Source organism: Ruminococcus sp. (assembly GCF_024684275.1).
In genome coordinates this window covers 1-22,907 of the sequence record NZ_JAIKXF010000098.1, presented here as the reverse complement: position 1 = coordinate 22,907, position 22,907 = coordinate 1, and the positions used below count along the sequence as shown (strand labels likewise).

Below are 22,907 nucleotides of genomic sequence, written 5' to 3'. Positions count from 1 at the left end.
CAGTGTTGTTGTATGAACAAGTCAAACGATATCCGTATTCTGCATACCTATGCTCAGCGATGTTGCGTCATCTCCTGACTTTAAGCGAGTAAAATGTTATGCGCAGAATGCGAATGTCATTCTGCGCATTTTTTATGTTTCGGAGGAAATCATGGTAAATGAAAGAGAAAGCGTGACCGCTAAAATATGCGCCTTTGTCAGAGCATGGCACTCAAACAGGGCGCGTCAGAAGATATATGACGACTACCTTGCCTATGATATGCTGGGCAAGGAGGAATACGACAGCATTTACGACCTCATCAGCAGCGGACTGGACGGCTCACAGCAGTTTTCCCGTGAGGACACTGAGGAGATAATCAGTGAGTACTTTGCACCGATCCCCCTTTCGAGGATACACTTCAATGAGAGCAGACTTGCAGATTTTGCAAGGGATAATGGCAGGATACAGTACGTTATCTGCGGAGCAGGCTCTGATACCTTTGCATTCCGCAACGACAACGAGGACATCAAGGTATTCGAGATAGACCACCCTGACACTCAGCGCTACAAGCTGGAAAAGATACGTGAGCTTGAATGGAATATCCGCGGTAATGTTCACTATGTGCCCGTTGACTTCGAGCGCGAGCGAATGTGCGGCAAGCTTCTTGCGGCAGGCTTTGATCCTGCGAAAAAGACGTTTTTCAGTATACTTGGAGTTACTTACTACCTTACACTGGACGTTTTCACAGATACATTAAAGCAAATGGCGGAGCTCTCAGCTCTCGGAAGTGCGGTAGTATTTGACTATCCCATAAAAACAGGTGTGTTCCCGAGAAGAGTCGAACGCCTTGAAAAGATAACTGAGGGCATGGGCGAGGTCATGCGCGGAGGATATGATTATAATGAGGTCTCTCGTGCGCTGTACTCGCTTGGCTTCCAGATAGACACATATATGCCGCCTGAAAAGGTACAGCATGAGTATTTTGACGGCAGAGAGGACGGCTTGAAAGCCTTTGAGAATGTGAGCCTGATATCGGCGATATACACCGCAGGCTATGATTATGAATAAGGAGAATTATTATGAGCAATTTTAAAAATACAGAAACAGCACTTATCCACGGAGGAATTTCCATTGACGAGCGTACAGGCGCCGTAAATATCCCTATTTATCAGACCTCTACCTATAAGCAGGACGGTCTCGGCAAAATGCGCGGCTATGAGTACTCACGTACAGGCAACCCCACCCGTGAGGCTCTCGAAGCTCTTATCGCAGAGCTTGAAGGCGGTTATGCAGGATTTGCATTCGGTTCGGGCATGGCTGCACTTACCGCAGTTCTCAGCCTGCTTCACAGCGGTGACAGAGTTCTTATTTCCAGCAATGTTTACGGCGGTACCTTCCGTCTGCTGAGCAAGGTTTTTGACCACTTCGCCATCACCTTTACTATCGCAGACACTACAGACCTTGCAGTTTATGAGAGCCAGATAAGTTCCGACGTAAAGGCTGTGATAATTGAGAGCCCTGCTAATCCGCTTATGACAGTTACCGATATAAAGGCTGTTGCAGAGGTATCCCATAAGCACGGGCTTCTTGTTATCGTGGACAACACATTCATGACACCGTATCTTCAGAAGCCTCTTGAATTAGGCGCAGATATAGTAGTTCACAGTGCTACAAAGTACCTCGGCGGACACAGCGACGTGGTTTCCGGACTTGCAGTTGTAAATTCAAAGGAGCTTGCTGAGAAAATAGCATTTATCCAGAATTCCACAGGAGGAGTTCTCGGACCATTCGATTCATTTCTGCTTATCCGCGGTATAAAAACTCTTGCGGTACGCATGGACAGACACGTAGAAAATGCTGAAAAGATTGCAAGGCTCCTTGAAGGGCATAAGGCTGTGAAGAATGTATATTATCCCGGGCTTGAAAGCAGTCAGGGCTATGAGATCAACCGCAGACAGGCTAAGAACGGGGGCGCAATGATATCATTCGAGCTTCAGGAAAATTACGATATAAACACATTTTTCGAGAGTCTTGAGCTTGTCTTACTGGCAGAGAGTCTTGGCGGCGTTGAGTCACTTGTATGCCACCCCTCATCAATGACTCACGCATCTATCCCGGCTGATATCCGTAAGAAAGTTGGAATAACCGACGGACTTATCCGTTTATCCGTCGGAATAGAAAATATTGAAGATATTATCGCAGATATTGAACAGGCTATTGCAAAATCCGAAAGAAAGTGAGATAATATATATGAGATACTATGATTCAATGCAGGCTCTCATCGGAAATACCCCTCTGGTAAGACTTGGAAATCTCGTTCAGAACGAGGGCGTCAATGTCTTTGCAAAGCTGGAGCTATATAATCCCTCAGGTAGTGTCAAGGACAGAACTGGTCTTTATATGATAAATGATGCCGAGAAAAAAGGGCTTCTCGGAAAGGGCAGTACTATTGTCGAAGCTACCGCAGGAAATACAGGTCTTGGCATAGCATTTGCGGCACTTAACCGCGGATACCGTATTATTTTTGTAGTTCCTACTAAGTTTTCAGCAGAAAAGCAGTCTCTGCTCCGCGCACTTGGTGCAGAGGTAATAAACACTCCCCGTGAAAAGGGAATGCTGGGAGCCGTTGCTAAGGCTGAGGAAATAAAGGCGCAGATACCGGGTTCAATTTCACTGGAGCAGTTTAAGAATCAGAGCAATCCGCTTGCACACTATGAGACCACAGGAAGAGAGATATTTGAGGATCTTGACGGAAGGATAGACTATGTAGTTGCAGGTGCAGGCAGCGGAGGTACTTACACAGGCATACTCCGCTATATCAAGGAGCGTGTGCCCGGCGCAAAGGGGGTGCTTGCTGATCCTGTAGGCTCAACAATGGGCGGCGGAGAGCACTCAGATTATAATATTGAGGGTATCGGAAACGATTTTATTGCCGAGACCATGGATATGACTCTTGTTGATGAGGTCATAAAGGTCAATGATGCAGAGGCTTTCAGCACAGCTCGTCTGCTTGCAAAAACTGAGGGCGTCATTGCTGGCTCCTCATCGGGTGCAGCAATGGCGGCAGTCCTGAAGCTTATCGAAAGCGGCGCAAAGGGTAATATCGTTACTGTATTCCCTGACCGCGGAGACCGCTATTTCAGCACAGGGCTCTACGATTAGTCATGATGGGCGGATAATATCTGTCCGTAAAAAGAATGGAGAATTTTTATGACTTTACAGCAGCTTAAATACATACTTGCAATATCTGCAACAGGTTCTATGAACAAGGCGGCGGAACAGCTTTACGTATCACAGCCCTCCCTTACATCATCGGTTCAGGAGCTTGAAAAGGAGATAGGCATCAAGATATTCAACCGCAGCGGCAGGGGAGTTACACTTACCAATGACGGTGCAGAATTCATACAGTATGCCCGTCAGGTAGTAGGACAGTTTGATGTTCTTGCAGAAAAATATATCAGCAAGGGCAGCGTCAAGAAGAAGTTCGGCGTGTCAACTCAGCACTACTCCTTTGCTGTAAAGGCTTTCGTGGAAATGGTCAAGGAGTTTGATACTGCGAAGTATGAGTTTGCAGTCCGTGAGACCAAAACTGCCGAGGTAATAAGCGATGTTGCAACAATGCGCAGTGAGATAGGAATTATCTACCTCAACGACTTTAACCGCAAGTCCATAACAAAGCTCCTGCACTCAAACGGTCTGGAATTTCATACGCTTACCAAATGCAGTCCATTCGTTTACCTCTGGAAGGGACACCCTCTTGCAAACGAGAAGAAAATTACATTCGAGCAGCTTGACGACTATCCATGCCTTTCCTTTGAGCAGGGCGACAACAGCACATTCTACCTTGCGGAGGAGCTTCTCAGCACAGCCGAATATCAGCGTACTATCAAGGCTAATGACAGAGCTACAATGCTCAATCTGATGATAGGTCTGAACGGCTATACACTGTGCTCCGGAATTATCTGCGAGGAACTCAACGGCAGCGACTATATCGCCGTCCCTTTTGAGGACGATTCAGACGAGATAATGGAGATTGGCTATATCACGCTTAAAAACGTGATACTCAGCGAAATGGCTGAGATATACATCGACGAGATCAGGAAATACCTTAACATCAGTTAAGAACTGGAAAACGCCGAATCGTTTGCACGATGTTTTTTGGTAAAGCGACTGGCTAATAGGTTCAGTCTATAACTCGGAATAACCCTTTGGTATTGGACAAATGTCAGCAAGGGGTGTATAATTAAAACATACCAAACAGATATATATTATAGAATATGGAGGATAAATACAATGAGCAGAGATATCAACAACAAATTCTGGAATGAAGAGCTTGAAACTCTTCCCCGTGAGGAACTGGAAAAGAGGCAGCTTGAAGACCTCAAAGAGATCGTTAAGTTCGCATATGACAATGCTCCTTACTACAAGCGTTCATTCGATGAGGCAGGCGTAAAGCCTGAGGACATCAAGACTCTCAAGGATATTGAGAAGTTCCCGTTCATCAACAAGAAAACACAGCGCGATACTCAGGGCGTTGGTTCATTCCTGGGTGAGCTGGCAGCAGTTCCCGAAGAAGATGTAGTTTTCATTTCGACTTCATCAGGATCAACAGGCGTACCTACCATGAGCCCTTTCACAAAGAAGGACTTCGACGAGTTTCAGGACACTGAGAGCCGCTGGTTCTGGCAGATAGGAATGAGACCGAATGACCGTTATGTACACGCTCTCAACTTCTCACTCTACGTTGGAGGACCTGACGTAATCGGCGCACAGAATCTCGGTGCATTATGTATCTGGGGCGGTACTCTCCCAAGTGAGAGACTTCTCTTCATACTTAAAACTTATCAGCCTACAGTTATCTGGACTTCTCCGTCCTATGCTTGGCAGCTCGGTGAAAAGGCTCTCAAGGCAGGCTATGATCCTAAGAAGGACTTCAATATCAAGAAGATAATCGTTGCAGGCGAGCTTGGCGGTTCGATCGATGCTACAAGAAAGGCTATCGAGGACATCTGGGGGGCTGAGGTTTTCGACTTCTACGGTCTGTCAGATATATTCGGTGCCTGCGCTGCACAGTGTGAATACCACGACGGCCTTCACATCGCTGAGAACCATATCCTTGTTGAAACCGTGGATATCCACACAGGCGAAGTTCTTGAACCCGGTCAGACAGGTGAGCTTGTATTCACAACTCTCCGTAAGCACGCAAGACCGCTTATCAGATTCAAGACAGGTGATATCGGACGCATCGACACAACAAAGTGCAAATGCGGACGTACTCACGGAAGAATACATATCCTCGGCAGAAAGGACGATATGTTCATTGTTTCAGCTGTTAATGTATTCCCAAGTGACATTGAGGCTGTTATCCGTGAGCAGAGCGACCTGACAGGTGAGTATCTCATTCGTATCTTCGAGAAGGACTTCACAAGCAAGTATGCAGTTGAGGTCGAGAAGGCAGCAGGTGTTGCAAAGGACGATGAGACAGTAGCAGCAGAGGTAAGCGCAGCACTCAAGGCTCGTATCGGTGTTAAGCCTGCAAGAGTAGTAGTTCACCCGGACGGCGGACTTGATACACGTTCTGAACATAAGTCAAGACGTGTTATTGACGAAAGAAATATTGACTATAATATCTGATGGTGTTATAATATTAAGAGATGATTGTAGGGGACGGCGTCCCCGACGTCCCATTGATACTTTTATGTGGGCTGTCGAGGACGCCAGCCCCTACATTTTATATGATTCAGGAGGAAAAATATGCCAGAATTATCAAATCGCACAGCAAGCTTTACAGATTCTGTTATCAGACGTATGACGAGGATCTCAAATAAATACGGCGCAGTAAATCTTTCACAGGGATTTCCTGATTTTGAACCGCCGAAGGAGATACTTGACCGACTTGCGGAGGTCACACGCGAGGACTTTCACCAGTATTCAATAACATGGGGAGCTCAGAACTTCCGTGAGGCTCTTGCCGAGAAGCAGTCCCGCCTTATGGGACGTCAGATTGATCCAAACGGTGAGATAGTTGTTACCTGCGGAAGTACTGAAGCTATGATGGCGGCTATGATGTCCGTCACAAATCCCGGTGACAAGGTCATCGTATTCTCGCCTTTTTATGAGAATTACGGCGCAGATACCATTCTTTCGGGGGCTGAACCTATTTACGTTCCGCTTATACCGCCCTCTTTCAGCTTTGATGCTGATGTTCTTGAAGCTGCATTCAAGCAGCATCCGAAGGCATTGATACTCTGCAATCCTTCCAATCCCTGCGGCAAGGTGTTTACTCTTGAAGAACTTCAAATAATAGCAGGTCTTGCCAAGAAGTACGATACCTTTGTCATTACAGACGAGGTTTACGAGCACATCGTTTACGCACCGCATAAGCACGTTTATTTTGCAAGTCTGCCCGATATGTGGGAGAGAACTATCTCATGCTCGTCACTGTCCAAGACCTACTCTATAACAGGCTGGAGACTGGGCTATGTTATAGCTCCGCCTAATATTATCGACACCGTAAAAAAGGTCCATGATTTCCTTACAGTAGGAGCAGCTGCACCTTTGCAGGAGGCTGCTGTTATGGGACTTCGCTTCGGTGATGACTATTACAAGTGGTTACAGGACAAGTACACTGAGAAGCGCGATCTTTTCCTGCGCGGACTTGATGATATCGGCATACAGCATACAGTTCCCGAGGGAGCTTATTACATTCTTCTTGATATTTCAGAGTTTGGCTACAAGAGTGACCTTGTATTCTGCGAAAAGCTTGCAGAATATGTGGGAGTTGGTGCAGTTCCGGGTTCGAGCTTTTTCAAGGAGTCCGAAAACCGTTACATAAGATTCCATTATGCAAAGAAAAACGAAACTCTCGAAAATGCGCTTAACCGCCTTAGCGACATAAGAAAGAAAATGCCGAGAGAATAATAATAACGGGATATGAGGTAATGTATGGGAAGAATTATTGACATTTCTCAGGAGGTTTTCTCCTGTAAGGTGTTTCCGGGAGATCCGTCTCCGCATAAGAAGCAGGTCCTCAGCATCAAAAAGGGGGATGTATGCAACCTGACTGAATTATCAATGTGTGCTCATAACGGCACGCACGTTGACGCGCCGTTCCATTTTATAGACGGCGGAAAGACCATAGACGAAGTTGGTCTTGAGCCATTTGTAGGGGATTGCTACGTTGCACGGCATGAAGGTGAGGTCTCAGCTTCTGACGCAGAGGAGATACTTGAAAAAGCAAAGAGCGCAGGAGCGGCAGAACGTATCCTTGTTGCGGGAAAGGCTGTGATAACTGCTGAAGCAGCCCGTGTTTTTGCAGATGCAGGAATAAAACTCATCGGAAATGAAAGCCAGACTGTAGGTCCCGAGGATGCGCCAAAGGAAGTACATCTTATACTTCTTGGTGCTGAGGCGGTGCTGCTGGAGGGAATTGTGCTTACAGGAGTTGAGGAGGGGCGCTATTTTCTCAGCGCCGCGCCGCTTAACTTGGGAGGCTGTGACGGAGCTCCGTGCAGAGCATATCTTATAGATTGAAATACAGGTATAGAACATGAGCCCGGAAGCAATTCAGAGATGAAGCTTCCGGGCTGTTTTTGATGATTTCGCGTTATAGGCTGTTCCTATAAACCATGATAAAACTAACGTATTGGACACTCAGAAAAAACAGGTGTATAATAATATCATACCAAAATGATAGGAGAAGTGCTATGGCAAGTACTATAAAAAATACTGTCAGTACGGATAACGCACTGAAGGAGATAATATGGCTCGGAAGAGGCGGTCAGGGGGCATTTACTGCCGCAAAGCTTCTCGGAGCAGCTTATACGATAGATGATGATGACAAATATGCCCTTGCCTTTCCGTCATTCGGTCCCGAAAGGCGCGGAGCTCCCGTAAGAGCATTCACTAAGCTGGACAGCAAGCCTGTTGTGGACAGAAGTCAGACCGAAAAAGCTGATCATATCGTTATCCTTGACGATACACTGTATAGTCCGCAGCTTCTTGAATTGCTTAAACCCGACGGAAAAATAATCGTAAATTCTAAAAATGATATAAGCGGAGCCTGTACCTTTGACGCTGAGAAAATAGCCGCAGAGTTCAGACTTCCCACAGTAAATACTGTTATGTTCGGGCTTCTTATCGGGATCTCAGGAGTCGTGACATATGAAAATGCAGCAGAAGCTATAAAGGGCTATATGCCTCAGAAAATACAGGAGCGGAATATAAACGCCCTTCTCAGAGCTGTTCAGGAGGTGGCAAAGTGAGACCGTATATCAGAGGAAAAAAGAGCTTCACATTCGATGAGGTTCCCGAGAATACATCATTTGAAGCAGGCTATCTTACCTCTGTCAACAGCGGCTGGAGAAGCGTAAGACCTGTTATAAACAGCGCAAAATGCGTGGGCTGCGAGCAGTGCTATCTTTACTGTCCTGACGGAGTTATAGCCATTCAGGACGGCAAGGCAGTCATTGATTACGACTTCTGCAAGGGCTGCGGGATCTGCGCTAAAATTTGCAGGATAAAAGCAATAGAAATGGAGGCGGAGCGCAAATGAGCAAAAAGTTTTTATCAGGCAACGAGGCATTTGCTGAGGGCATACGCCTTGCACGTCCGCAGGTCATTTCGGCTTACCCGATAACTCCGCAGACCATAGTCGTTGAGCGCCTTTCGGAAATGGTTGAGGACGGCAGTCTCAATGCTGAATATGTACACGTTGAATCAGAGCATTCCGCAATGTCATGTGCTATCGGAGCAAGTGCCGCAGGTGCAAGAGCCTTCACAGCCACATCTTCACAGGGACTTCTCTATATGGCGGAATGCCTTTATTACGCATCCGGCGGACGTTTTCCGATAGTTATGATGAACGCTGACCGCTCTACGGCTCTCCCGTGGAATATCTACGGAGATCAGCGCGACAGCCTTTCACAGCTTGACAGCGGATGGATACAGGCTTATGCCGAAAACGCTCAGGAGGCTCTTGACCTTGCGCTCATGAGCTACAGGATCGCAGAGGATAAGCGAGTTTCTACACCATATATGGCAAATCTTGACGGCTTTGTGCTCACTCATACATATGAAACGGTTGATATACCTGACCGTGAGCAGGCTGACAGGTTCCTGCCGCCATATGAGACAGATAACCACATAGACCTTGATGCTCCTAAGAATATGGCGTTTTCCGCAGGTCCTGACACTAACTATATCTTCAAGTATAAGGAACATGAGGGAGTGCTTGCGGCACGTGAAGTCATAGCCGAGACAGAAAAGTCTTTTGCCGAGATATTTGGCAGAAAATACAGCGGACTGCTTGAAAACTATCTTACCGAGGACGCTGACTACATCATCGTTACTCTTGGAAGTATCGCAGGACTCTGCCGTGAGACTGCTGATAAGCTCCGTAAAAACGGCATAAAGGCAGGCGTTGTCCGCATTCGATACATGAGACCGTTCCCAAATGCTGAGATAGCAGAAAGTCTGCACAATGCAAAGGCATATGCAGTCCTTGAAAAGGACATCAGCTTCGGCAATGAGGGAACAGTTTTCACCAATGTCAATTCTGCACTGAAAAAGGCAGGAGTAGACGTAAAAGGATATAACTTCATCGGCGGACTGGGCGGACGCAATATCTCCGCTTCTGACATCGAAAAGATATACGCAGATATTGCAAATGGCACTGAAAATGTCAATTTCATTGGAATAGGAGGCGAGAGCAATGGCAAATAAAGTTGCAGACAGCATTTCCCGTGAGGAATTTTTCTACGGACACAAAGCCTGTGCAGGCTGCGGCGGAAGTCTTGCTGTAAGAGCAGCTCTCAAGGTTCTCGGACCTAATGTGGTATCAGTTCTTCCGGCAGGCTGTATGTCGGCTGTCGGATTTAATTTTCCGCAGCTCTGCTTCTCGAATAATTCCATAATCTCTACATTTGCAGGCACAGCTTCAATGCTCACAGGTGTCGAAGCAGGTCTCCGCGCAAGGGGGATAAAGGACTTTACCGCAGTTGGCTTTGCAGGTGACGGCGGTACGGCAGACATCGGTATACAGGCTCTTTCGGGAGCTATAGACCGCAATGACAACATCATCTACATCTGCTACGATAACGAAGCTTACATGAATACGGGTATACAGAAAAGCGGTCTTACACCGTTTGGTGCAAAGACAACAACTACGCCTGCGGGAAAGAATATCCACGGAAATATCCGTCCAAAGAAGAATATGTTCGAGATAGCTGCGGCGCATGATATCCCATATGCTGCAACTGCAAGCGTGGGCTATATTGCAGATTTTATTCAGAAGGTACAGAAGGCTTCACAGATACAGGGTACAAAGTATATACACGTTATCGCTCCGTGTCCTACAGGCTGGGGAGTTGCTCCCGATGAAACTGTAGAAATAGCAAAGGAGGTAGTTGACTGCGGACTCTGGTATCTTGCTGAGTATGAAAACGGTGAATTTAAGCTGAATCATAAACCAAAGGAGTTCACCGACGTCGAGGCTTATCTGAAAAAGCAGGGACGCTTCAAGCACCTTACTGATGAAGATATAGAGGTCATAACTGCTTCAAGGGACAAGAAGTGGGAGTTTATCTCAAAAAAATTTGCAGTATGAGTTTATTTTAGAAGAATATAGCTTTGTATACAATCAGTATTATCTGAGTCAAGTATAACTTTTGATATAATTTGTTTATAAATTATTAATTTAATCTGATGAGGAATGTGTTATAATAAATACGTGCGCAATAGCTGCTATTAGGGGGCTATTGCCATGAACTTTGTTCAGAGAGTGCAAATTCCTTATAAAATACGGGATATGCGCATCACATTTCTTTATGTCATGCTCATTTTGTCTTGACAGGGCAAAACAAAGTGCAGGAAACAATAATAATATTTATAAATCATAATATGGGCAAATGATCATTGAAAAGAGTTGACAAGGATATGATGAACTATACTGACATAATGCCGCACTGCACCGAAGCAGATATTACAGTACAGTATAACTGCGCTCTTTTGAAAATTGTATATATGTGATAAGTGTTCTCAGAGGGATAAGTGGTTCCTTTGAGGACGCTTTTTATTTGAACAGATAATTCTTCTGAAAGGGGGCAATCCATGAATATAATAATAGAATTTATCGGACAGAGCTACATGACGCTCATGCTGCTTTTGGGACTTATAATCATAATGCTTGTAAACCGACGGATAAAAATAGACGGAGTTCAGTACGTATGGGCGATTGCAAGCCTTGTATTCATCATTACCGTATGTGAATACGCTGAATACTGGTGTGATACCTATAATAAGCCGGTGTGGATAAGATATGTAAAATCTGCAATAACCTATTCGCTGAATCCGCTGATGATACTGCTGGAGCTTTTCCTTATTGCACCAATAAAGCACAAAGTCCTGTTGATCATTCCGTACATATTTAACGTAACACTGGCGATAGCAGATCTTTTCGGGGCTAATTTTATTTATGCATATGCAGATGATCATACTTTTATTTCGGGAAAGCTTAAAATAATCCCTGCAATAGTTGTATGCTTCTATATTCTGCTGCTGAACTTTTACTCAACAAAATTCATAAAGAGCGGCGAGCGTTCTAAGGCAGTAATAGTGTTCTTTATGTCATTTACCACGATAATCACTGTTATTCTCGAATACGAAAACATCATAGTAAACCATACAACCGAAGTAGCTGCAATGGAAATGCTGATATATTATTTTTACCTTGCAGCGATTCAGCACAGCAAGGTACAGCAGAAGCTACACGAGAGCGAGCTTACGCTTGAAAGGCAGAATAATGAGCTGCTTATGGCACAGATACAGCCTCATTTCATAAATAATTCCCTCCTTGCCATACAGGCTCGGTGTATTGATTATCCTGAGATATATGACAGTATCAGGAATTTTTCGCGGTATCTGCGGTCTAATTTCGACAATATCGGAAATACCCATTCTATCACATTTGAGCAGGAACTTAAAAACATCAAGGCATATCTTGCATTGGAAAAAATGAATTTCGGTGACAGGCTTACTGTTGAATACGATATCGATAACGAGGACTTTATGCTCCCGGCTCTAAGCGTTGAGCCACTTGTGGAAAATGCCGTAAGGCACGGTGTAGCTGCAAGAGAGAACGGCGGTGTAGTTCAGATAATACAGCGTGACGAGGAGGGCGGTATAACTATCGAAGTCCGCGATATTGGACGCGGAAAGCTGAATCTGACCGAAAAACAGGAAAAACGCCGCGGTATCGGAGTTGCCAACGTGCGCGCCAGACTTGCAGTAAGAAACAAGGGTGAGCTTGTGCTTATCCCCGAGAATAACGGCTATTGTGCCAGAATCACATTAAAAGATGTAAAATATGCTAATGAAAAAGGGGAGAATGATCTATGATAACTGTATTTGCAGATGATAATGAGTCATCGAGACGTATGATGAAAATGGTGCTGAATTCCATTGATCCTCTGGGTACCCATTATTTTGCAGAAACTGCTGCAAAAGCCATTGATCTTGTGGCTGAGCATAATCCTGATGTGCTGTTTCTTGATATTGAAATGCCCGGATTAAGCGGCATCGAAGCTGCACATCACCTTAATCAGGTACAGCCCGAGCTCAATGTGATATTCGTTACAGGACACCCCGAGTACGCAAGGGACGCCCTGCGCCTGTATTGCAGTGGATTTATCGAAAAGCCATATGATGAATATGATGTGCTTGAGGCTCTAAAGCACCTGCGCTATCCATTAAAGCAGGCTCTTTCTCCGCTGGTGGTTCGCTGTGAGGGACATTTCGCAGTATTTTTAAAGGGCGAGCCGTTTACCTTCAAGCGCAAGCTTACTATGGAGCTTTTTGCGTATCTTGTGTACAAAAACGGCGCTATGTGTACAAACGGCGACCTGATCGGAATACTCTGGGACGGTGATCCGGAAAAGGGAGATCACCTGCGGCAGCTTGTCAAGGATATGCGTGACTGCTTTGAAAATGCAGGTATAACTGATATAATCGTAAAGCGCCACGGCAGTCTCGGACTGAATACAAGCGCTTATGAGCTCAAAGGCAACGCAGCTTCGCTTAATGATGAATTTAATTGGATATAGAAATACTGTAAACTGTTGAACCTGTTGTTGTATATACGATTAGTAAAAATTACTGGAGGAAAACAACTGTTCAGCGACTTTGTTTACAGAATATTAACTTTATATACAAAAAACATTCATAAACTCTATACTATATGTAACGCCTTTGTAACAATGTGTATGGTATAATATAGACAAGTTAAAGGAAAGATTATAGAGGCTATAATATATAATTCAAACGTCATAAACCATATTCCAGTTATTTAAGGCTATAAAAGCCAAAAACAAAGAGCTGAAAGTAAAGCATTATGCACTTTCATTCTTTGAAAAATTAACCATAAGCGGCTGCGCAATAGTGTAGTCGCTTTTATTTTTTGCAAATTGGTAAACTCAGTATAAGTAAATGTGTTGCGCTTTAGTCATAAAAGTGATATAATAATATAAAACCGAAAGAGGGAGTAACATGGATAAGACAAAAAAGCGCAGGCTTATGCGTATTATTGGCATTATAATGATAGTTCTCGGCGTTGGCGTACTCTCTTTCTATGGGTACAGGAAAATAAGCCGTGAGATTTATCTGCGTAAACTGCTTAAAGATAATGTTAATTTTGAGATACCGTGTCTGGATATTAAGGTACCTGTTCTTGAAGGAACAGGCTCAAAAGAGCTTCAGGTCTCAGCAGGTCATTTTGAAGGAACAGGCGCACTTGGCAAGGGGAATTACTGTATCTGCGGTCATAACAGTACTGTATATGCCGAGATATTCAACGATCTTGACAAGATAAAAACAGGCGATGAGATGTACCTTGTGGATAAGGACGAAAAACGCACGAAATACTGTTATATCGTAACGGAATACAGCATAGTCGAGCCTGATAATGTGAGTGTACTGAATGATTACGGCGATAACAGGCTCACTGTCATATCATGCACCGATGACGGAAAACAGCGTCAGGTAGTTGTCGGAAAGCTCAAGTAACAGAATATAAAGCTAAAACCACCCGTTTTATCGGGTGGTTTTGTCATTGGATCATTAAATTAACTGTTTGTCTCGGTAAATTGCTTTAGTTTTGATTTGAGATACTCATATCTTTCATATTTTTCAGCCTTTGAGAAGTGTACTTCCCTGAATTGCTCGGGATTATTGGTATAATCAAGCTTTTCATCACCGAATTGTTCACTGGTAAGGTCAAATACCACGTCGCCTATAACGTTGTAGCAGTGGTAATTTCCACCCGGACGGAGAATTCCGAATACCTTTCCGCCGAAAATATCCTGCGCTAAAAATGCGGTGATTGAGCACTGCCCGAGAGTCATATTTTCCTTGCACCACTTGTCTCGCATTCGGGGAGCACAGGTGTATTCGCACCATATCTCCGATAAGGCATCATATAGCCTGCGCGGTGTATCTATGCCCCTGAAAATATTATTTATGGGAGGAACTAAAGCTTTTTCCCAGCCGTAAAAATTGTAACTCATAATTCACCTCAGATATACATAGCGTCCATAGCTGTGATATACTCTAAACTCGGAACAAATGTACCCTTATGTCGGTCACCGCGATAGACCTCATGCCCATTCTTATAGGCGATGACCTGTGCCATAGGAAATGGTATCCAGACTCCGTCATCAAGGGGCTTTGTAGAGAATATCAGGCTGTTATCAAGTCTTTTGAAGCACAGGGTGTTTTTCAGATTCTTATGCACATAGAGCATATCACCGTCGTATATCATCAGGTTCAGTTTGTTGCGCGGAGCACTTTCTACTATAAAGTTATTTACTATCTCAAAGCGTTCTCGTTCATTAGGAACTGACCGTGAGATATGCTCGTTCATGTGGTCAAGAAGCGAAAGAAAAAAACGCTCTGAGTCAGTATCACCTGTCTGAACAGCGGCATATCGGTGATTATGTTTGCTGTTGAAAATAGTGCCGTTGTGTATAAGAGTCCACTCTCTGCCCGATATATCCCTGCCTGTGAAGGGGTGGCAGTTTTTCTCGTTAATAGAGCCTACAGTGGCAAATCTTATATGTGCGAGAAGGTTCTTCTGCGGCTCAAGGCTGTCTATCATATCGCTGAGAAATGAGCTTTCAGCGGCGCAGACCGGCTCTTTCAGAATAATTCTGCCGTCGTTTTCATACATCATTCCCCAGCCGTGAGGATTGCTGCTGCTATGAGCAAAAAACTTTCTCAGATATTCCGATATATCAATATTTTTTTCGGAAGTGAAGCCAAGAAGCTCGCACATTTATGTCACCGCCTTGTCTATTTAGAAATTACTTTACAGAAGCTGAAACAATTGAATTTTTGAAATGATTTCTGCTTGTTATCTTTTCTTTTTCAAAAGCTATTATTTCAAGGGCTTTATCATTTCCTGAGAAATGTTTTTCCATTTCATCAATAACACTTGTTCCGCGTTCTAAAAGTTTTGTATCGGGGGCGAGAAGTGCCGCATTCTTATGGTCGCTGACTGCTTTTTCCTGTAACTCTGGGGTAAGATCAGAATCCGCCAGGGAGATCAGATAAAGAATGAGCAGATGAGCGAATTCAAGGTCTCTGATGTCGATCCCGAGTGGAGCGGAGGGGTTGAGGTCGATCATTCTAAGCTCGATATGATCAACGCCGCCTGCTGCAAGGTTCTCAAGACTGTTCACGCCCTTGGGCTTCAGACGAATGGGCAGATACAGCTCGCTTGCGGAATACAGCGAGCCTGTAACGATATGCTTTTTGATACTGCCTGTGAAGCTTTTCAGACTGCGGTGATCGAGTATAGGCAGGAACTTGTTCCAATATCCGCGCTTGCTGTTGCGCAGAGAAGAGTATTCACCAATAATTATACCGTTTTTTCCGCCTTTGTCAAGTGAAGCGTCATAGTAAGGACTTGCAGCTGTCAGAAGCACCAGCAGATAGCTATTCACCATAAGGTGCTTATAGAGCCTGAGATACAGTTTATCGCGGAATGTGCGGAAGTCTTCGTTATTAGCATTTATCTCACGCAGAAACTCCTCTGAAAACGAGAAATTGAAGTGTATCCCGGAAAAAAGCATAAGCTTTTTCCCGTATTTCTGCTGAAGGATTTCACGGTAAGCACGTTTCGAGGAATGGTCACCTGTAAAGTCAGCGATCGGAATCTCATCTTCGCTGTCAATGTGTGGAGGGTTGCTGTACAGCCATATGCTCTCGCCGTTTTTTGAAAGCACATCACGGGCTTTTTTATCCAGCTCTGCAAGGGCTTCAACTGCCTCATCAATACTGCTGCATACGGGAGTTACCAGCTCTAACTGATTTTCGCAGAAATCACGGGTGATGTTGCTGTCATGTCCGAATGGGTGTGGAGTCTGAGCAAGCCTGCCCTGACTGTCAACACGGAGAGTTTCACGTTCTAAGCCGAATTTGCCTTTGTAATAATATGTACTTGTGACCACAAATATCACCTCAGAGATCAGTAATTTTTACCTGCTGCACATTCTTTATCCTGCGGAGCCTGCGCGACACCATGTCATTTTCGGAAGCTGTCTCAAAGCTTACATCAGCAGTAAAATGCGAAACAGGTATATTTTTATCATTGGTCACTACATTTGCTGTATGAGATATTATGTTGCCGTTAAGCCGTCTGATAACATTTGATATTTCGCCAACCAGACCAATTCTATCGAGGGATATGACTTCTATCCTTTTCATATTATCACTCCTATAAATTCAAACAGTCTGCCGCCGCGGCAGACTGTTTGCATAAAGGAAGAAAAACCTATTTGACAGAAAGCGCGGAGCCATTTATTATACTATCCATATCACACATATATTCCAGCATAACAAACACCTCCATTAAAACATACTGAATCAGTATGTTAATATTATACTATAATATGCATATTTTGTCAATAGGATTTCTGTGAATTAATTATTGACAAATGCTCTTACCTGCTATATAATCAGCTTATAGCGTACATGAGGTCTGTTCTTCGTCAAAAAGCTCTGTTATAGTCGGACTGTCACCGCATATGGGACAAGAATGGTTTACTTTCGGCAGCTTTACCTTACGCCATTCCATTTTCATACCGTCAAATATAAGCATATTTCCTGTCAGCAGACTGCCCTGTCCTGTGATATATTTTACTGCTTCAAGTGCCTGCATAGAGCCGATTATACCAGCCATTGCGCCGATAACTCCTGCCTCGCGGCAGCTTGGCACAGCGTCCTTTGGCGGCGGAGCTTCAAATATACACCGGTAGCATGGACCTTCACCAGGGACATAAGTCATTAGCTGCCCCTCAAATCGGAGTATGCCTGCATGGCAGAAAGACTTGTGTCCAAGAACACAGGCATCGTTTATGAGAAATTTGGTAGGGAAGTTGTCTGCGCCGTCGATGATGAAGTCGTAATCGGCTATCATATCGGCGATATTACTGCTGCTGACGTATTCATGGTAGGTTTTTACCGTAACATCAGGGTTGAGAGCTCTGATCGCTTCTTCGGCTGACCGGACCTTTGGCTTACTTATATCATCTGTTGTATGGATTATCTGCCTTTGCAGATTTGACAGTTCAACATTATCGAAGTCTGCAATTCCGATAGTTCCTACACCTGCGGCGGCAAGATACATTGCGGCAGGTGCGCCGAGTCCTCCTGCACCTATAATCAGAACTTTGGCAGAGAGAAGCTTTTTCTGTCCTCTTACGCCTATTTCTTTTAAAGTTATATGTCTCGAATAGCGTTCGAGCTGTTCATCTGATAAAATCATTTTTACCTCCTGAAAGGGAATCAATATGAAAAGAATAAATGCAGCGGAAATAAAAGGTCTTGATACCGAAAAAGTGCTTCTTCTCGATATACGAAGCAGAGAAGAATTTGAAATGAACGGCATAGAAGGCTCAGTAAATGTACCATTTGATGAAATATCATTGGGAATTTCAAAGCTCCCGAAGGACAAGCCTGTCTACGTTCTATGCCGTACAGGCGACCTCAGTGAAGAAGTTGCAGAGATACTTGAAGACCGCGGATACGATGTCTATAATATTGAGGGCGGTCATGCTGCATATATCGTAAGTCTTGCAGGTATTGATTTGAAAAACTGATACACTTTTACTCCGTATAATACATAAGCCTTATTCAAATGACCGAATAAGGCTTTTTTCGTTCATGCGTTGATCGAATTTTCAGTTCAAAGACTTTGTTGGATCGCTCCTGTGAACTTTGATCAGGAGGCGCTATTATTATTATTATTTAGCAGACATTGATTCTGAGTAATACCGAACGAATTCATCAATACACTCATATCTTGACATAGGTGATGACTGCCATACAAGCTCGCCCTCACATTCAAGACTGAGAAAATAGCCGTCGCACTGATCCCAGCCGTATAACAGATACTCTCTGCCATTATGTGAGAAATTTACTTCATTATCGGTGATTACCGCATTTCTGATATCATTACTGCTCATGATCCACCTCAGATCGCTGCATACTGCTTGATATAGGTTTTTATCGGTATGCCGTTCTTAATACCGTCAACCATAGCTTTTGCAGGATTTGTATGCCTGCGTACTCTGTCATAAAGTGGAGCGAGCAATACCTCCTCACCGAGACCGCGCTGTATCAGTCCCTCAGATGAAAGGTCAAGTATGCGGATAAGCTGTCGTTCGACTGCTCCTTCATCAATATACTCAGGGAGCTTCTGTTTTGACAGCAGCTTCTGAAGCTCTGATGCATTGAATCCGTGAGAATATATGACTTTGTCGTTTTCAACTATCTCTTTGAGCTCATAAAGCTTTTCTTTCAGCCCTGTGTGGAATGCCGCAACTGTCATAGCTTCTGAAAGAGGCTGACAGCAGGAGCTTCTGTATTCGATAGTGCCTCTGAATGTCAGGTCTTCAAATTTGAATGTGCGGAGATATTCAAGGTCGGCTGTTTCAGGAGAAAATTCTATTTTCCGATATTTCTTTCCGTCGTAGAATTCTCCCTCAATGGAATCACGGGAGAAGAATTCGTCGATTGTCAGAGGTGTGAAGTTCACATACTTTCCGTCACGCATGGTACAGTAAATTGACTGAGTGCCGATATAGTCGATCAGCTCGTCGGTATTAGTCAAGACCTTTCCGAACATTCCCACATTGTGAGGATTATAGCCTTGCATACTGTATTCCCACAGCATATTTCTCACACAGAGAAAGTCGGGGTAATCGGGGAGATACGAATTGGCAAAAAGTATAGCCTTGTATGGCTCAAGAAGTCCGAAAACGTTGATAACATCGGTAAGCTGCTCATAGCTCACATCAAGCTGTACCTGTGAAGCGCTGGTGAATGTGCCGAAATCAGGACGCTTATGAAAACGTATATCCACCTCATCGCTATGCTCTGGATAAGAGTGGAGATGATGATAAAGCATACGGTAGCGCTCATTCTGGATAGGCAGGTTATGATTTATATCTGCATTGGGATTGACGCCCATACCTGTCAGAGTATAGCCGTGCTTTTCAAATTCGGAGTTAAGAAAACGGACGTATTTTTCAAACCTCTCCTTTATCTCGAAAAGTCCGACAGCTTTGCCGAATGAAAGCTCAAGATTGGAATAGCAGCAGTCAAAAGAGAGAATATCTCCGTTTTTGCTGTCTCTTGCAGATGTTATATTCCCGTCAGTGTCCCTGCCTGATTCTATGAAACCGAAGTGCTCAATAAAGCTTTCGGCTGCTGCGATGGAAACAGCTTCGTCAACAGCCTGGCCGTTAAGGTTGACTACAGGCATCTCTATCTCAACGCCGATATAGTCGGGACGCTCCTTCTTTGTAGGTGCGATATACTTGTCATAAATAGCCTGTCTTATCTCCTTTTTCATTTATATCACCTCTGTGAATATTGGTATGAGAATATTATAGCTTTATAAAACTACTTTGTCAATATGATTTGTGTGAAATGGTTATTGACATATTCTTTAACTCGGTATATAATCATATTATATCTATGTTATTACTATGATAAATAAGGTGAGTATTATGTTGAATCAGTTTTCAAGAACACAGCTTCTGATAGGAAGCGACGGAATGAATAAGCTTGCAAACGCAAGAGTAGCGGTATTCGGTATAGGCGGTGTCGGAGGATATGTCTGTGAGGCACTTGTAAGAAGCGGTGTATATAAATTTGATCTTATTGATGATGATAAGGTCTGTCTTACAAATCTTAACCGACAGATTATTGCCACAAGAAAAACTGTGGGAAAATATAAAGCCGAGGTCATGGCTGATCGAATGAAAGAGATCAATCCCGATGCGGATATACGCATTCACAAATGCTTTTTTCTGCCCGAAAACGAAGATGATTTTCCGTTTGAAGAGTATGATTATATTGTTGATGCAGTTGATACAGTTACGGCAAAGCTTGCACTTGTCATGAAGGCACAGGAGCTTGATATCCCTATGATCAGCTGCATGGGCGCAGGCAATAAGCTCGATCCTACGGCTTTCCGTGTGGCGGATATATACGATACAAAAATGTGCCCCCTTGCTAAGGTAATGCGTATCGAGTGCCGCAAACGCAGGGTAAAAAAGCTAAAGGTGGTTTATTCCGAGGAAAAGCCTACACGTCCTATCGAGGATATGTCCATATCCTGCCGTACACATTGTATCTGTCCTCCGGGAGCGCAGCATAAATGCACAGAGCGCCGTGATATTCCCGGAAGTACAGCCTTTGTGCCGTCGGTTGCCGGGCTGATAATCGCAGGAGAGGTCGTAAAGGACCTGTGCAGAAAGAAAATATGATCTATAGGAGTTTTCTATAATCTGTAATGGATTTTTTGCATTGGACAACCTTGCATCTCCGTGATATAATAAGGTCATACCAAACGAAAGGAGCGGTGAGAATGAAAAACAGAATATCCTGTATGCTTGGTATGCTCCGCTCTATCGTCAGAGGGACAGACCGAATGTGCAGCAAAGCGCAGAGTTACATCAGATAATAATATTTAGCTGAATCATTAAGTGTATGACCTCCTAAGAATACATTAATGAACGACAAAGCAGCTTCTTCAATAAGTGAAGAGGCTGTTTTTTTACGAGGTGTTTTATGACTTTACAACAGATCAACTATCTTCTTACCATATCCGAATCACGTTCAATGAATAAGGCGGCGGAAAAGCTGTTCATTGCACAGCCTACCCTTACAGGTGCCGTCAGGGATGTTGAGAATGAACTTGGCATACAGATATTTCACCGAACTCACAAAGGTGTTACCGCTACCGTTGAGGGTGAAACGTTTCTTTCAAAGATAAAGCGGGTATATCAGCAGTACGAGGAAGTTATGGAAGAATACGGCGAGGAAATGAAATTCAGGCGGCGTTTTGCGGTCTCTATGCAGCACTATTCCTTTGCCGTCAAGGCATTCATCGAAATGGCTAAGCATTACGACTCAAATCAGTTTGACCTTGCTCTGAGAGAGACTGCCACCGCAAACGTGATCAAGGACGTAAGTACGATGAAAAGTGAGATAGGCATAATATATACCTGTGAGGCAAATCAGCGTGTGATAAACAGGCTCCTCCGTGAAAATGAGCTTGAATTTACATCGCTGATAGAATGTCCTGCCAGTGTATATCTTGCAAGGTCGCACCCTCTTGCAAAGGAAAAAGAGCTGACCTTTGAACAGCTTGATCCGTATCCGTGTCTTTCCTTTGAACAGGAAAACGATACTGAGATATATTTCGCTGAGGAGATACTAATTGAACACGCCTACCAGAAAACAGTCAAGGCTACAGACCGTGCAACTATGATGAATCTTATGGCAGGGCTGAACGGCTATACACTTTGTTCGAGTATCTATTCCGAAAAGCTCAGCGGAGATCAGTTTCTTGTGATACCTTTCAAAAATGCAGACAGCGTTCAGAGTACGATGAATATTGGATATATCATGAAAAAAAACAACGAGCTCAGCAGTATGGGAAGGAATTTTATTGACGAGGTGAAGCGTGAGCTTGAAATAAGAGAATAAGAATAAAGCCTGAAAGCGGTCATTTTGCTTTCAGGCGAGTCAATCCCAAATTCTGTGTAAACGGCAAATAGTGCAATAAAAGAGTATATGATGAGACCGATTGTGAAAGCAGTCGGTCTTATCTGCATATTAGCACATGATTATTTGATTGTCAAGATTAAAATATTATTCGGGTATCCTGTCGCCGTAGTAGATTACCAACTGAGCGTAAATGCGGCTCCAGTCCTGTCGGCGACCAGTCCATTTTTTCGTGATGTCCTTCATAGCCAGATAAAGCATTTTGAAAAGGCTGTCATCAGTCGGAAATACGGACTTTGCCTTAGTCACTTTCTTCAGCTGACGGTTGAACCCTTCTATGGTATTGGTCGTGTAAATCAGCTTTCTGAGTTCCTGTGGGAACTTGAAATAAGTGCTGAGATTAGGCCAGTTTTCGTACCATGACTTTGAGATCTTAGGATATTTGCTGTCCCAGGCAGCTGCAAAGGAGTCAAGTGCGTCCAGAGCTGCTTCCTCGTCAACTGCAGTATACACCTTTTTCAGATCAGCCATAAGAGCCTTGATGTCCTTGTAAGAGACATATTTGCTCGAATTTCTGAGCTGATGAATTATGCAGTTCTGGATATCGGTTTTCGGGAATACAGCCTCTATCGCCTGAGAGAAGCCTGTCAGATTATCGGTGCAGGCGATAAGAATATCTTCAACGCCTCTGTTACGCAGGCTATTAAGTACGCCCGCCCAGAACTTAGCGCTTTCATTTTCGCCTACCCACATACCGAGAACGTCCTTCCTGCCGTCCATATTAACGCCTATGGCTATGTAGACAGCCTTCTTGATGATCTGTCCCTCGCTGCGGACATGGTAATGTATAGCATCA

Annotated in this window: 25 protein-coding genes; 17 read left to right on the top strand and 8 right to left on the bottom strand. The window is 44.1% G+C overall.

Annotated features, from left to right (window positions below; translation table 11 throughout):
• Positions 1-151 precede the first annotated feature (151 nt).
• The 14 genes from K5677_RS11565 to K5677_RS11500 all read left to right on the top strand — a co-directional run bounded on the left by K5677_RS11565 (position 152) and on the right by K5677_RS11500 (position 14,038).
• A complete protein-coding gene (locus K5677_RS11565) occupies positions 152-1,048 on the top strand; it encodes a class I SAM-dependent methyltransferase (protein ID WP_296728172.1) in 897 nt (298 codons plus the stop codon).
• An 11-nt stretch (positions 1,049-1,059) separates the two neighbouring features.
• A complete protein-coding gene (locus K5677_RS11560) occupies positions 1,060-2,220 on the top strand; it encodes a PLP-dependent aspartate aminotransferase family protein (protein ID WP_296728169.1) in 1,161 nt (386 codons plus the stop codon).
• Between the two features lie 10 nt (positions 2,221-2,230).
• The gene (locus K5677_RS11555; RefSeq protein ID WP_296728166.1) at positions 2,231-3,142 is read left to right on the top strand and encodes a cysteine synthase family protein; all 912 of its coding nucleotides are present in this window, start codon (positions 2,231-2,233) and stop codon (positions 3,140-3,142) included.
• Positions 3,143-3,190: 48 nt separating this feature from the next.
• Positions 3,191-4,102 (top strand): LysR family transcriptional regulator, encoded by a 912-nt coding sequence (locus K5677_RS11550; protein ID WP_296728163.1) that lies wholly within the window; start codon positions 3,191-3,193, stop codon positions 4,100-4,102.
• 171 nt (positions 4,103-4,273) lie between these two features.
• Complete coding sequence (locus tag K5677_RS11545) at positions 4,274-5,614, top strand: AMP-binding protein (RefSeq protein ID WP_296728160.1); 1,341 nt, start codon at positions 4,274-4,276, stop codon at positions 5,612-5,614.
• A gap of 120 nt (positions 5,615-5,734) precedes the next feature.
• Entirely contained in the window at positions 5,735-6,901 is a 1,167-nt protein-coding gene (locus K5677_RS11540; protein ID WP_296728157.1) for a pyridoxal phosphate-dependent aminotransferase, read from the top strand.
• Positions 6,902-6,925: 24 nt separating this feature from the next.
• Entirely contained in the window at positions 6,926-7,513 is a 588-nt protein-coding gene (locus K5677_RS11535) for a cyclase family protein (protein WP_296728156.1), read from the top strand.
• A gap of 173 nt (positions 7,514-7,686) precedes the next feature.
• Positions 7,687-8,244, top strand: a complete 558-nt coding sequence (locus K5677_RS11530) for a 2-oxoacid:acceptor oxidoreductase family protein (RefSeq protein ID WP_296728153.1) — start codon at positions 7,687-7,689, stop codon at positions 8,242-8,244.
• Positions 8,241-8,534, top strand: coding sequence for a 4Fe-4S binding protein (locus K5677_RS11525; protein WP_296728152.1), 294 nt, complete (start codon positions 8,241-8,243; stop codon positions 8,532-8,534). Before K5677_RS11530 ends, K5677_RS11525 begins: the two co-directional genes overlap by 4 nt.
• Complete coding sequence (locus tag K5677_RS11520; protein WP_296728149.1) at positions 8,531-9,703, top strand: transketolase C-terminal domain-containing protein; 1,173 nt, start codon at positions 8,531-8,533, stop codon at positions 9,701-9,703. The genes K5677_RS11525 and K5677_RS11520 overlap by 4 nt, the downstream gene beginning before the upstream one ends.
• Complete coding sequence (locus tag K5677_RS11515) at positions 9,693-10,586, top strand: thiamine pyrophosphate-dependent enzyme (protein ID WP_296728147.1); 894 nt, start codon at positions 9,693-9,695, stop codon at positions 10,584-10,586. Before K5677_RS11520 ends, K5677_RS11515 begins: the two co-directional genes overlap by 11 nt.
• A gap of 503 nt (positions 10,587-11,089) precedes the next feature.
• Positions 11,090-12,376: a histidine kinase gene (locus K5677_RS11510; RefSeq protein WP_296728145.1), complete on the top strand. Its 1,287-nt coding sequence runs from the start codon at positions 11,090-11,092 to the stop codon at positions 12,374-12,376.
• Positions 12,373-13,080 (top strand): response regulator, encoded by a 708-nt coding sequence (locus K5677_RS11505; protein ID WP_296728142.1) that lies wholly within the window; start codon positions 12,373-12,375, stop codon positions 13,078-13,080. The genes K5677_RS11510 and K5677_RS11505 overlap by 4 nt, the downstream gene beginning before the upstream one ends.
• 442 nt (positions 13,081-13,522) lie before the next feature.
• Positions 13,523-14,038, top strand: coding sequence for a class D sortase (locus K5677_RS11500; RefSeq protein WP_296728140.1), 516 nt, complete (start codon positions 13,523-13,525; stop codon positions 14,036-14,038).
• Between the two features lie 59 nt (positions 14,039-14,097).
• Here K5677_RS11500 and K5677_RS11495 read toward each other — a convergent pair whose 3' ends face one another.
• From K5677_RS11495 to moeB, 5 genes are all read right to left on the bottom strand, one after another.
• On the bottom strand, positions 14,098-14,538 hold the full coding sequence (locus tag K5677_RS11495) for a hypothetical protein (protein WP_296728138.1): 441 nt from the start codon (positions 14,536-14,538) through the stop codon (positions 14,098-14,100).
• Between the two features lie 8 nt (positions 14,539-14,546).
• Complete coding sequence (locus K5677_RS11490) at positions 14,547-15,305, bottom strand: class II glutamine amidotransferase (RefSeq protein WP_296728136.1); 759 nt, start codon at positions 15,303-15,305, stop codon at positions 14,547-14,549.
• A gap of 28 nt (positions 15,306-15,333) precedes the next feature.
• Positions 15,334-16,482 carry a glutamate-cysteine ligase family protein gene (locus tag K5677_RS11485; RefSeq protein WP_296728133.1) on the bottom strand — a complete coding sequence of 383 codons (1,149 nt, stop codon included), beginning with the start codon at positions 16,480-16,482 and terminating at the stop codon, positions 15,334-15,336.
• Positions 16,483-16,492: 10 nt separating this feature from the next.
• Positions 16,493-16,738, bottom strand: coding sequence for an ACT domain-containing protein (locus tag K5677_RS11480; protein WP_296728131.1), 246 nt, complete (start codon positions 16,736-16,738; stop codon positions 16,493-16,495).
• A 256-nt stretch (positions 16,739-16,994) separates the two neighbouring features.
• Positions 16,995-17,798 carry a molybdopterin-synthase adenylyltransferase MoeB gene (gene moeB / locus K5677_RS11475; protein ID WP_296728129.1) on the bottom strand — a complete coding sequence of 268 codons (804 nt, stop codon included), beginning with the start codon at positions 17,796-17,798 and terminating at the stop codon, positions 16,995-16,997.
• Between the two features lie 25 nt (positions 17,799-17,823).
• Between moeB and K5677_RS11470 the strand changes: the two genes are divergently transcribed.
• Positions 17,824-18,132, top strand: coding sequence for a rhodanese-like domain-containing protein (locus K5677_RS11470; RefSeq protein ID WP_296728127.1), 309 nt, complete (start codon positions 17,824-17,826; stop codon positions 18,130-18,132).
• A 144-nt stretch (positions 18,133-18,276) separates the two neighbouring features.
• Here the strand turns inward: K5677_RS11470 and K5677_RS11465 are convergent, their stop codons facing one another.
• Both K5677_RS11465 and K5677_RS11460 read right to left on the bottom strand, forming a co-directional pair.
• Positions 18,277-18,498, bottom strand: coding sequence for a hypothetical protein (locus tag K5677_RS11465; RefSeq protein ID WP_296728125.1), 222 nt, complete (start codon positions 18,496-18,498; stop codon positions 18,277-18,279).
• Between the two features lie 8 nt (positions 18,499-18,506).
• On the bottom strand, positions 18,507-19,889 hold the full coding sequence (locus tag K5677_RS11460; protein WP_296728123.1) for a glutamylcysteine synthetase: 1,383 nt from the start codon (positions 19,887-19,889) through the stop codon (positions 18,507-18,509).
• Positions 19,890-20,046: 157 nt separating this feature from the next.
• Here K5677_RS11460 and K5677_RS11455 point away from each other — a divergent pair, with 157 nt between their 5' ends.
• Both K5677_RS11455 and K5677_RS11450 read left to right on the top strand, forming a co-directional pair.
• A complete protein-coding gene (locus K5677_RS11455; RefSeq protein WP_296728120.1) occupies positions 20,047-20,808 on the top strand; it encodes a tRNA threonylcarbamoyladenosine dehydratase in 762 nt (253 codons plus the stop codon).
• Between the two features lie 304 nt (positions 20,809-21,112).
• Positions 21,113-22,033 (top strand): LysR family transcriptional regulator, encoded by a 921-nt coding sequence (locus K5677_RS11450; protein ID WP_296728118.1) that lies wholly within the window; start codon positions 21,113-21,115, stop codon positions 22,031-22,033.
• A gap of 165 nt (positions 22,034-22,198) precedes the next feature.
• Here K5677_RS11450 and K5677_RS11445 read toward each other — a convergent pair.
• Positions 22,199-22,907 (bottom strand): IS256 family transposase (locus K5677_RS11445; RefSeq protein ID WP_296728115.1); only part of this gene is annotated, 709 nt, incomplete at its 5' end.

Bases quoted from the DNA above. Each gene is read 5' to 3' on its own strand.
- K5677_RS11565 (WP_296728172.1), top strand. From the start codon at position 152: ATGGTAAATGAAAGAGAAAGCGTGACCGCTAAAATATGCGCCTTTGTC.
- K5677_RS11560 (WP_296728169.1), top strand. From the start codon at position 1,060: ATGAGCAATTTTAAAAATACAGAAACAGCACTTATCCACGGAGGAATT.
- K5677_RS11555 (WP_296728166.1), top strand. From the start codon at position 2,231: ATGAGATACTATGATTCAATGCAGGCTCTCATCGGAAATACCCCTCTG.
- K5677_RS11550 (WP_296728163.1), top strand. From the start codon at position 3,191: ATGACTTTACAGCAGCTTAAATACATACTTGCAATATCTGCAACAGGT.
- K5677_RS11545 (WP_296728160.1), top strand. From the start codon at position 4,274: ATGAGCAGAGATATCAACAACAAATTCTGGAATGAAGAGCTTGAAACT.
- K5677_RS11540 (WP_296728157.1), top strand. From the start codon at position 5,735: ATGCCAGAATTATCAAATCGCACAGCAAGCTTTACAGATTCTGTTATC.
- K5677_RS11535 (WP_296728156.1), top strand. From the start codon at position 6,926: ATGGGAAGAATTATTGACATTTCTCAGGAGGTTTTCTCCTGTAAGGTG.
- K5677_RS11530 (WP_296728153.1), top strand. From the start codon at position 7,687: ATGGCAAGTACTATAAAAAATACTGTCAGTACGGATAACGCACTGAAG.
- K5677_RS11520 (WP_296728149.1), top strand. From the start codon at position 8,531: ATGAGCAAAAAGTTTTTATCAGGCAACGAGGCATTTGCTGAGGGCATA.
- K5677_RS11515 (WP_296728147.1), top strand. From the start codon at position 9,693: ATGGCAAATAAAGTTGCAGACAGCATTTCCCGTGAGGAATTTTTCTAC.
- K5677_RS11510 (WP_296728145.1), top strand. From the start codon at position 11,090: ATGAATATAATAATAGAATTTATCGGACAGAGCTACATGACGCTCATG.
- K5677_RS11505 (WP_296728142.1), top strand. From the start codon at position 12,373: ATGATAACTGTATTTGCAGATGATAATGAGTCATCGAGACGTATGATG.
- K5677_RS11500 (WP_296728140.1), top strand. From the start codon at position 13,523: ATGGATAAGACAAAAAAGCGCAGGCTTATGCGTATTATTGGCATTATA.
- K5677_RS11495 (WP_296728138.1), bottom strand. From the start codon at position 14,538: ATGAGTTACAATTTTTACGGCTGGGAAAAAGCTTTAGTTCCTCCCATA.
- K5677_RS11490 (WP_296728136.1), bottom strand. From the start codon at position 15,305: ATGTGCGAGCTTCTTGGCTTCACTTCCGAAAAAAATATTGATATATCG.
- K5677_RS11480 (WP_296728131.1), bottom strand. From the start codon at position 16,738: ATGAAAAGGATAGAAGTCATATCCCTCGATAGAATTGGTCTGGTTGGC.
- moeB (WP_296728129.1), bottom strand. From the start codon at position 17,798: ATGATTTTATCAGATGAACAGCTCGAACGCTATTCGAGACATATAACT.
- K5677_RS11470 (WP_296728127.1), top strand. From the start codon at position 17,824: ATGAAAAGAATAAATGCAGCGGAAATAAAAGGTCTTGATACCGAAAAA.
- K5677_RS11465 (WP_296728125.1), bottom strand. From the start codon at position 18,498: ATGAGCAGTAATGATATCAGAAATGCGGTAATCACCGATAATGAAGTA.
- K5677_RS11460 (WP_296728123.1), bottom strand. From the start codon at position 19,889: ATGAAAAAGGAGATAAGACAGGCTATTTATGACAAGTATATCGCACCT.
- K5677_RS11455 (WP_296728120.1), top strand. From the start codon at position 20,047: ATGTTGAATCAGTTTTCAAGAACACAGCTTCTGATAGGAAGCGACGGA.
- K5677_RS11450 (WP_296728118.1), top strand. From the start codon at position 21,113: ATGACTTTACAACAGATCAACTATCTTCTTACCATATCCGAATCACGT.